The organism is Acidovorax sp. sic0104 (assembly GCF_019219095.1).
In the GTDB taxonomy this organism is placed as follows: Bacteria; Pseudomonadota; Gammaproteobacteria; order Burkholderiales; family Burkholderiaceae_C; genus Acidovorax.
On record NZ_JAHUWH010000005.1, the window covers coordinates 338,370 to 347,254 of the forward strand.

Below are 8,885 nucleotides of genomic sequence, written 5' to 3' on the forward strand. Positions count from 1 at the left end.
CTTCGGAAAGTAGGGTCAGGCAGGCAGCGCCTGCGGAACGGCGGTCGCCGGTCGCAACTGCGCCAGCACGGCATCGCGCGGGCCTTGTGCGCGCACGCGGCCGTCGTTCAGCACCAGCAACTGGTCCGCCAGTGCGAGAGCGCCAGCGCGGTGCGTGACGAGAAAAATGGTGGCGCCGCGCTCCTTGAGCCCGCGCAGCGACTGCAGCAGCGCGGCCTCGCCCGCGTCGTCCAGGTGGGAATTGGGCTCGTCGAGCACGACAAGGCCTGGTTCACCGTACAAGGCCCGCGCCAGGGCTACTCGCTGGCGCTGCCCGCCTGAGAGCGATCGGGCCCCTTCGCCCACCGGCGTGTCATAGCCGCCAGGCAAGCGCAGCACCATGTCGTGCAGACCCGCAGCCTTGGCGGCAGCCACCACACGGGGTGCGTCCACCTTCCCGTTGACAGCCTGAAATCGCGCGATGTTCTCGGCCACGGTGCCATTGAACAGCGCCGTTTCCTGGGGCAGGTATCCCACCCGAAGGCCACCTGTAGACAAATGGCCGCCCGTTACCGGCCAGGCACCCGCGAGCGCGCGCGCAAGCGTGGACTTGCCCGAGCCCGATGGGCCCATCACCACGGTCAGCGTACCGGGCTGCGCCTCGAAATCGAGACCCTGCAGGATGTCCTCGGAACGGCCGGGCGCCGCCACGCGCAGGCCCCGCGCAGCGACAGGTCCGGTCAATCCGGCATCTGCCCGGGGATCGGACCGCGAGGCGCCGGCCGGGTAGTCCTCCAGCAACAGCGCCAGGCGAGCGTAGGCGGTGCGGGCACCCAGCAGGCCACGCCAGACACCCACCAAATGGTCGATGGGGGCGAGTGCGCGCGCCATCAGCACGTTGGCGGCAATCATCGCGCCAGGGGTCAGATCTCCGTGGATGACCAGGATCGCCCCTGTCGCCAGCGACGCGGTTTGCTGCGCATAGCGCACGTACTTGCTCCACGCCGTGACGCGGTGCGTGAGCCCCTGCAGTGCTGCGTGCCGCTGGGCTGCATGGGCATGCAGGCCAAGCCACCGCTGGCGCAGCGGCCGCGCCATTCCGAGCGCTTCCACAACCTCGGCGTTGCGCAGCTTGCCTTGCAGGTAGCTGTTCGATGCGGCCTGCGCTTGCGACAGGGCTTCCGCAGGCGCGATGGTACGGCGCTGGCCCCACCACGCCAGCGCGGCCTGAACGAGCGCAAAGCCGATGGCCACCAGGCCCAGCAGCGGATGAAGGAGGAACAGTGCCACCACGTACACCACCGTCCAGGGCAGGTCGCAGAACGCCAGGATGCCCGGCCCAGTGAGGAACTGACGCAACTCCATCCAGTCCGCGAAGGGCTGTGCGCGGTGTGCTTCCGGTTCGCGCACGCCCCGCGCAAAGGCGGCGCCGCACACACGTTCGGCCAGGACCGCGTCCAGCCGGGCTCCCAGCCGCACCAGCAGCCGCGCGCGCATGGCATCGGCAAAGCCCATGACGGCGAACAGGAACAAGCTGATGAGCGATACGGCCAGCAGCGTGAGTTCGCTGCGGCTGACCATCACGCGGTCGTACACCTGCAGCATGTACAGCGTGGGCGTGAGCAGCATCACGCTGACCACCATGCTGAAGAGGGCGACCACGACCCAGGCACGCCGCTGGCTCCACAGCGCCTGGGCGATTTCACCGCGCGGCGGATTGTTGAAGATACTCATGTCACGCGGGCCACGGGTGGGTTGTTCTGATTGGCCTTCTGGAGCGCCGCCAGGACCTCGTCGCGCGGCCCGAAAGCCCGCTGCGCTCCACTGAACAGCACGAGCGCCTTGTCGGCCACCGCGAGCACGCCGGGCAGGTGCGTCATGACCACCACGGTCGCACCGCGCTCCTTGGTACGGGCAATGGCCTGGGCCAGCGCCTGGTTGCCGGCTTCGTCCAGGCTTGCATTGGGCTCGTCCAGCACGACCAGCGCCGGGGCGCCGTACAGGGCGCGGGCCACGGCCACGCGCTGGCGTTGCCCGCCCGACAGCATCACGCCCTCATCCCCCACGGGCGTGTCGTAGCCCTGGGGCAGGGACATGATCCAATCGTGCAAGCCCACTGAGCGCGCGGCTTCTTGCAGGGCCTCAGCGTCAGGCTCGCCAAAGCGGGCAATGTTCTCGGCCAGCGTGCCGGGCAGCAACTCCACGCTTTGCGGCACGTAGCCCAGGTGCGGGCCCAGTTCGGCCTTGCTCCACGCACTCACATCCGCGCCGTCGAGCCGGACGTGGCCGGCCAGCGGCGCCCACAGGCCCACGAGCATGCGGGCCAGCGTGGTCTTGCCCGAGGCGGACGGGCCTATCACGGCCAGCACTTCGCCCGCCTGCAGCGCGAAGGAGATCTGGCGCAGCATGGGGGGCCCGCCCGCCGACGCAGCCGCCGTCAGCCCTTCCACGGACAGTTGTCCACGGGGCGCCGGCAGCGACATGGCGGACTTGCCGGCCGGCATCTGCTTGAACAGATCGGACAGTCGCTGCCACGCAAGCCGCGCCTGCACCACATTGCGCCACTGCGACACCAACTGCACCAGCGGCGCCAGCACACGCGCCCCCAGGACAGAACTGACGATGAGCATGCCGCCGCCACCGGGCAGTTCGTCGCGCAGCAAAAGCCAGGCGCCCAGGCCCAGCAGCGCAGACGACAATGTGGTCTGCAATCCACGGCCCAGCGCCTGGTACAGGCCCGCATTGTCCGAGGCGCGGGCCTGGAGCGCCAGGGCCTCGCGGTGCATGCGCAGCCAGCGCGCCTGCATGTCCGGCGCCATGTTCAGCGCAGCCACGACTTCGGCGTGTCGAAGCGTGCCGTCCATGTAGGTACGGGCCTGGATGTCGGCCTGGTTGGCCCGCGCCAGGGGCTCGGCGGTGCCTCGCTCGTTCAGCCACGAGAGCAACCCCTGCACCAGCGCCAGCGCCAGCGCGACCCAGCCCAGCACGGGCTGGATGAGGAACAGGACCACCAGGGCGACCAGGGCCACTGGCGACTCCAGTGCCGCAGCCAGCGCGCCACCGTGGAACGCATCACGCAGCGTGCGCAAGTCGGCCAGGGGTTGTCCGCCTAGGGCCTGGCCCCGTTTGAGCTGGGCGGCGTGCGTAGCCTCGAACACGCGCGGGGCCAGCTCAGCGTCGAATGCGCTGCCCGCCTCGCGCAGCGTTTCAGAGCGCGCCCACTCCAGCACTTCCATGACGGCCAGCGCCAACAGGGCCATCAGGGTCAGCATCGCCAGCGTCATGAAGTTGCGGCTGTCCACCACGCGGCCATACACCTCGAACATGTAGACCGTGGGCACCAGCACCAGCAAGCCGGCCAGCACTGAAAAAGCAAAAGCCCGCCGCAAGGCGGGCGTCTGCCGCGCAAGGGCCTGCGCGGCTTCGGCGGGAGCGGTCATTGCACGATTACTTGGAGAGGAAAAGCGCCACGCCAACGCTTTCGTCCGCGCTGGTGGCCACCATGGTCAGCGCATTCCTGGCGGGATTGAGCGTCGCAACGCCGTTGTACTGGGTGCTGACGCCATCGGAGCAGGATTCGCGGACTGCGGCAGTGTAGACGGTCACGTTGGCCTGTGCGGCGAGCGTGCCAGTGTAGGTGCAGCCTGTGGTGCTGGAGCCCGACACCGCGCCCGAAGCAGCCACCGTCCACGTGACGGTTTGCGCATTGCCGCCGGTCGTGGCCTTCCACGTGCCCGCGGCGTCGGCCTGTGCTGCCGCCGCCGTCAACGCATCGGCCTGTGCCAGCGCGAGCGAGCCGTTCACCACGCCGGTGAGCCCGAGGGATCGGGATGCAGACGCACTCCACTGGCCGGCGATGTTCGTGGCGGCCACACGCTGTCCCAGTGCATAGGACTTGCCCGTCAGCGCGCCGCTGTCCTGGGCGGAGAGCTTGACGAGGCGGCTCGCATCGTTCGCCAGGACCCACAAAGCCGCCGATCCTCCGGATGAAGGGAGACCGATGGCCGTATACGCGGGCGTGCTGCCCGCGGCAGTGGTCCAGCGGCCTTGCACTTGCGCAGACGGGCCTGGCACTGCGGCGTCATCGCCGCCCCCGCCCCCACCACAGGCTGTGAGCGCGACGAAGGCCAATGCAGAAAGGGCAAGCGAGAGGTTTTTTTGCACGATCGGAATCTCCTGGTAGATCAGTTTGAAGGATTTTCGGCTGCTTGGGCCCACTGGACGAGCGCTGGCAGCTATCAAAACAGTAGTTTTAGAGGATTGTTGTTTTTAGAACCAGAACCCATGCGGCACATCAGGCGCCTGCCCCGTGATCGACAGCGGCACGTACGCCGGCGCCCCCGGGTCCGTGATGACCCCGTCCACCTTGCCGTCCGCATCGAACTGCCCCCCGTCCTCGATGTGGAAGTCCAGCCGCACGCGCCCGCCCTCCATCACCGTCTTGCCCCCATAGGGCTCGCTGGCGATGTTCACCCACTGACCCCCCGCATCCTGCTTCCAGTACCCGTTGATGCCCAGCGCCGGGTCCAGGTACAGGCTGAAGTTCTCCCCCGTCTTGCCCGCACCCAGCTCCACCGTGAAGCTCACCAGCCCGATGGGCATCTGCATGCCTGCGGGCAGGTCCCGCGGCGCATCCAGCTGCTCCAGGCTGGTGATGCGCGCGTTGTCGTTGCCGCTGGCCACCTTGCCGTTCTGGCTGCTGGCCACCAGCGTGGTGAAGGTCGGCGGTGCGTTGCCCGGGTTGCTCTCCCCCGTGGGGCTGAGCACGAAGCCTATGGAGCCCACCGAGGGCTGCTCGCTGTCGCGAATGCCGTCCCCGTTGCCGTCCCCGGGCACCGTGGTGCCATCGGGCCCGGGGATGCCGGGGGTCTGGTCTTCCACGGTGGGCGGGATGCCGTCGTTGTCGGGCACGCCCCGGGTGGGTGGTGTCACTGGTGGGGTGACCGGCGGGGTGACCGGTGGTTCGGGCTCCGGGTCGGGCCCGGGGGCATTCACACGCACGCCGTTGGTGGGCGCCACATTGGCCAGCGCCAATGCCGCGTTGTTGCCCACCGCATCGGACAGCACGGCCCCATTGGCCTGCAGGGCGCTCACGACGATGCCGGTCATGTCCACCTGGCCCGCCGCCACCGTGAGCTGGAAGCTCAGCGCCGTCGTGCCGCTGCCGCCCAGGTAAGTGGCATACGCGGTGCCGCCGAAATCCAGCGCAATGGCCAGCCGGGGTGCGCCGCCGGCGGTGTTCACCGTCACGGCTTCGCTGAAGTTCACGGTGAAATCCAGCGCCTGGGCTGCGGTGTAGGTGGCGTTGGGCGGCACGGCCACCGATGTCACCGTAGGCGCCACGCCGTCGACCACCAGCGCGGCATTGGCGCCAAGGCTGCCCGCCGTGCCGGGCGCTGGCAAGTTGACGGCGGCGGGATTGCCCAGGCTGACGCTATTGATGGCAGCCCCGTTCAGCAACAAGGCGCTGATGCCGGCATAGTCCAGATCGGTGCTGTGATCCCCGGCTTGCACCACGTAGCTGAATGTGAGGGTGGTGCCGCCGCTGCCGCTCACGTAGGTGGCGTTGCGATCGGGGGCGCCGGTTTCCAGCGTCAGCGTGGGCGTGCCGCCGCTGACGGTGACGGCCTGGTCGAAGGTGACCGTGATATGGATCACGTCGCCGATCTTGTAGCTGGCGTCGGCCGTGCTGCTGGCCACGTTGACGATCGCCGGGTTGGCCTGGGCCACGTTGATCGCGATGGTGTCGGTGTCGGTCTTAGCGCCGCCCGCACCCGTCATCCCCAGGTCGTTGGTGACGATCTGCAGCAACGCCGGGCCGTGGTAGCCAGCGGTCGGGGCAAATACCAGGCCGGCAAGGGCGTTGTTGATGTCGGCGATGCTGCCGCCGAAGGTCGTGGTTGCGTCAGCCGTGCCGTTGCCGACTGTGAACACCAGGCCCGAGATGCTGCCCAGCGTGATCAGGCCGTTGCTGTTCGTGAGCGTTACCTGCAGAGTGCCGCCCCCGGCATCCGCGTCGGCAATCGAAATTGCGTTGCCGTTGCCCGCGCTGAAGACCAGCGTACCGTCCTGCGTGACTGACTGCGTGAGCGGCACGGTGTTGACTGGCGCGTCATTCTGGGCGCTGACCGCCAGCGTGACGGTGGTGCTGTCGGTCAGGTTGCCGCCAGTGCCGATATGGCCTCCATCGTCAATCGCAACCGTCAGCACCACGTCGCTGGTGGCATTGCTGGCCGTGGTGAAGCTGACCGCGCCGCCCAGGACGAATGCATTGATGTCTCCAAGCGTGCCCGCGAGGCTGAGCGTGCCGCTGCCCGAGCCCAGCACCGTGACGCCACCTCCGCCTGTGGCGCTGAGCGTGCCGCTGCCCGGCGCGACGCTGAATTGCACGGTCACAGCGCCCGTGCCGGCATCCACGTCGCTGAAGCTGATGCCGGTGAGCGTCTGCGGCACATCCTCGTCCACACTGATGGACGCTGGCGCCGTGATGTTCGGCGCGTCGTTGACCGGCGTCACCGAGAGCAGCACGGTGCCGCTGCCGGTCTTGGCGCCGCCCCCGGAGAGCCCGTTGTCGCTGATGCTCGCCGTGAGGGTGACGCCAGCCGTGCTGTTGAGGGCAGTCTGGTAGGCCACATTACCGCCAGCGATGAACGTGTTGATGTCGCTGACCGAACCGGAGAGCGTCAGCGCGCTGGCCGTGCCGCCGATGGTGACACCGCCGCCGGAGGTGGCGGACAGGGTGCCGCTGGGGACCGACAGGGTCGCAGTGACGCTGCCAGCGCCCGCATCGGCATCGGAGAAGCTGATGCCCGTCACGGAGCCGGCCACATCCTCCACCACGGTGATGCCGCCCGGCATGCTGGCCACTGGGGAATCGTTGGTGCGCGCCACCGTCACCGTACGGTCGGCAGCCATGCTGTCGAGAGTGCCGTCGTTGATCACGAAGCTGATGGTGCGATCGGAGGTGACCGGGTTGTCGGAGCTGTTGGTGTAGGTCACGGCGCGCAGGGCTGCCTGCCATTGCGCCGCGCTGGCGCCACCGGCCGAGGCCAGCGTCAGCTTGCCGGTGCTGCTGTCGTAGCTGCCGGCAATGTCGCCCATGCTGGCCGGAATGCCGGTGAAGCCCAGCACATCCTCCGTGCCCTGGAAGTTGCCGGTGATCTGCACGGCGGCTTCCAGCAGCAGTGGCGAGTCGCCGTCCGACACCGTGATCCCCGGATCGACCGCCACGGGGGCCGAGGCCAGGTTGTCCCCCTCGACGAACCCCGTGGCACCACCGCTGCTGGTGAGCAGCGGGGCGTCATTGACGGCAGTCACCGTCACGCTGGCTGTGTCGGTGGCGGCGGAGAACGCCGAACTGCCGCCGGGCGCGGAGGCGTCCATCTTGCTGCCCTGCTGTCCGCTGGTAGCGCCGCTCTGGTCCCAGGCGCGGTAGGTGATGTCGGCGGTGGTTGCGTTGACGCCGTCCGGCAGGAAGCGCACGCGGTCGGAACTGCGCAGCAGCAGCGCTGCGGCATCGGAAACGGTCCCCATGTCCTGCCAGCTAGCGCCGCCGTTCACGCTGTACTGCCAGGTGCCATTGCCGGCGTGCAGCCCCGTGATGGCAATGCCCCGTACGGCACCGGTATCGACGTCGTTGATGCTGCTGCCGATGACGCTGGAGACGGCCTGACCGACATTGTTGGTGTCGCCATCGGTCAGCGCATTGAGCGTGGGGCTGGAGGGCGTGAGTACGGGCGCGTCGTTGACGGGCGTGGCGTTGAGCGTGATGCTGCCGTTGCCCGGGCCCGCATTTGCTGCGTCGCGAACGCGGGTGGTGATGCTGAGGTTCTGGTCCCAGTGGGCGGCGGGCGCAAAAGCCACGCTGGCCAGCGCAGCGTTCACATCGACCACTGTGCCTGAGACGGTCCACACCCCCGTACCAGCCGTGTAGGTAGAGGTGGCGGCCCCAAAAGTGCCCGTGGTGAGGCTGCCCGCTGCAGCATTGCTCAGCGTGAGCGTGGCAGTCAGGGTATCGCCCGCGTCGGGATCGGTGATGACGATGTCGCCCAGCGGTACATTGCCGCCGTCTTCGGTGAAGCCCACGGTCTGCGTGAGTTGCGTGGCGGTTGGGACTGTGTTGGGAACGGTGTTCAGTACGAAGTTGTCAAAGATATCGAAGAAGCCGCCAGCGTTGGAAGTGATGACGACCCTGTCCACATTGTTGAAAATTGCGTTGTCCAGCGAGACGTTGAAGGGCACGCCGTCCCCGTCACCGGACTGACCAAACCCGGTCCCGCTGGACTGGACACCGGTGGATGCCGTGTCCCTGAACCCCTCCACCGATGCGAAGCCGCCACCAAACGCGTTGATGAAGAAGCTGTCGAAGTCAAATTCGTTGCCGGAAATCGTTTCGATCGTGACGGTTTCCACCCCCGAATACATCCCGGCAAACAGGCCTTCCGAGTTGGCTTGCCCGGAGTCCACATCCTCAAACCAGTTGGCCGCGCTGTAGGTGATCCGGATGTCCCCCTGGGTATAGACAGTGGAACCGTGGTCGGCACCTTCCACGAAACCGAGGCCACTGAAGTTGATGGTGAGATTGGAAGGAATGCTGGACATGCTGGCTTTTTCCTATGCTGCGTCTTGTTCGTTGACCCTAGAGTGGCTGGCTGGAGATCAGCCTCGAGGCACACCCAGACTTGAAAATCTTGGAGATCAAGGGCCTCAGAACCAGAACCCGTGCGACACATCAGCCGCCTGCCCCGTGATCGACAGCGCCACGTACGCCGGCGCCCCAGGGTCCGTGATGACCCCGTCCACCTTGCCGTCCGCATCGAACTGCCCCCCGTCCTCGATGTGGAAGTCCAGCCGCACGCGCCCGCCCTCCATCACCGTCTTGCCCCCATAGGGCTCGCTGGCGATGT

At 67.8% G+C, this 8,885-nt stretch carries 5 protein-coding genes; all 5 read right to left on the reverse strand.

The annotated features are described in order from the left end of the window. Positions 1 to 15 precede the first annotated feature (15 nt). A complete protein-coding gene (locus tag KW835_RS11210) occupies positions 16 to 1,713 on the reverse strand; it encodes a type I secretion system permease/ATPase (protein ID WP_218382444.1) in 1,698 nt (565 codons plus the stop codon). Further along, positions 1,710 to 3,419: a type I secretion system permease/ATPase gene (locus tag KW835_RS11215; protein WP_218382445.1), complete on the reverse strand. Its 1,710-nt coding sequence runs from the start codon at positions 3,417 to 3,419 to the stop codon at positions 1,710 to 1,712. Before KW835_RS11215 ends, KW835_RS11210 begins: the two co-directional genes overlap by 4 nt. Before the next feature lie 7 nt (positions 3,420 to 3,426). Then, complete coding sequence (locus KW835_RS11220) at positions 3,427 to 4,143, reverse strand: hypothetical protein (protein ID WP_218382446.1); 717 nt, start codon at positions 4,141 to 4,143, stop codon at positions 3,427 to 3,429. Positions 4,144 to 4,248: 105 nt separating this feature from the next. Continuing rightward, the gene (locus KW835_RS11225) at positions 4,249 to 8,580 is read right to left on the reverse strand and encodes a choice-of-anchor U domain-containing protein (protein ID WP_218382447.1); all 4,332 of its coding nucleotides are present in this window, start codon (positions 8,578 to 8,580) and stop codon (positions 4,249 to 4,251) included. Positions 8,581 to 8,685: 105 nt separating this feature from the next. Next, the coding region (locus tag KW835_RS11230) for a choice-of-anchor U domain-containing protein (RefSeq protein WP_304505166.1) at positions 8,686 to 8,885 on the reverse strand (200 nt) is incomplete at its 5' end.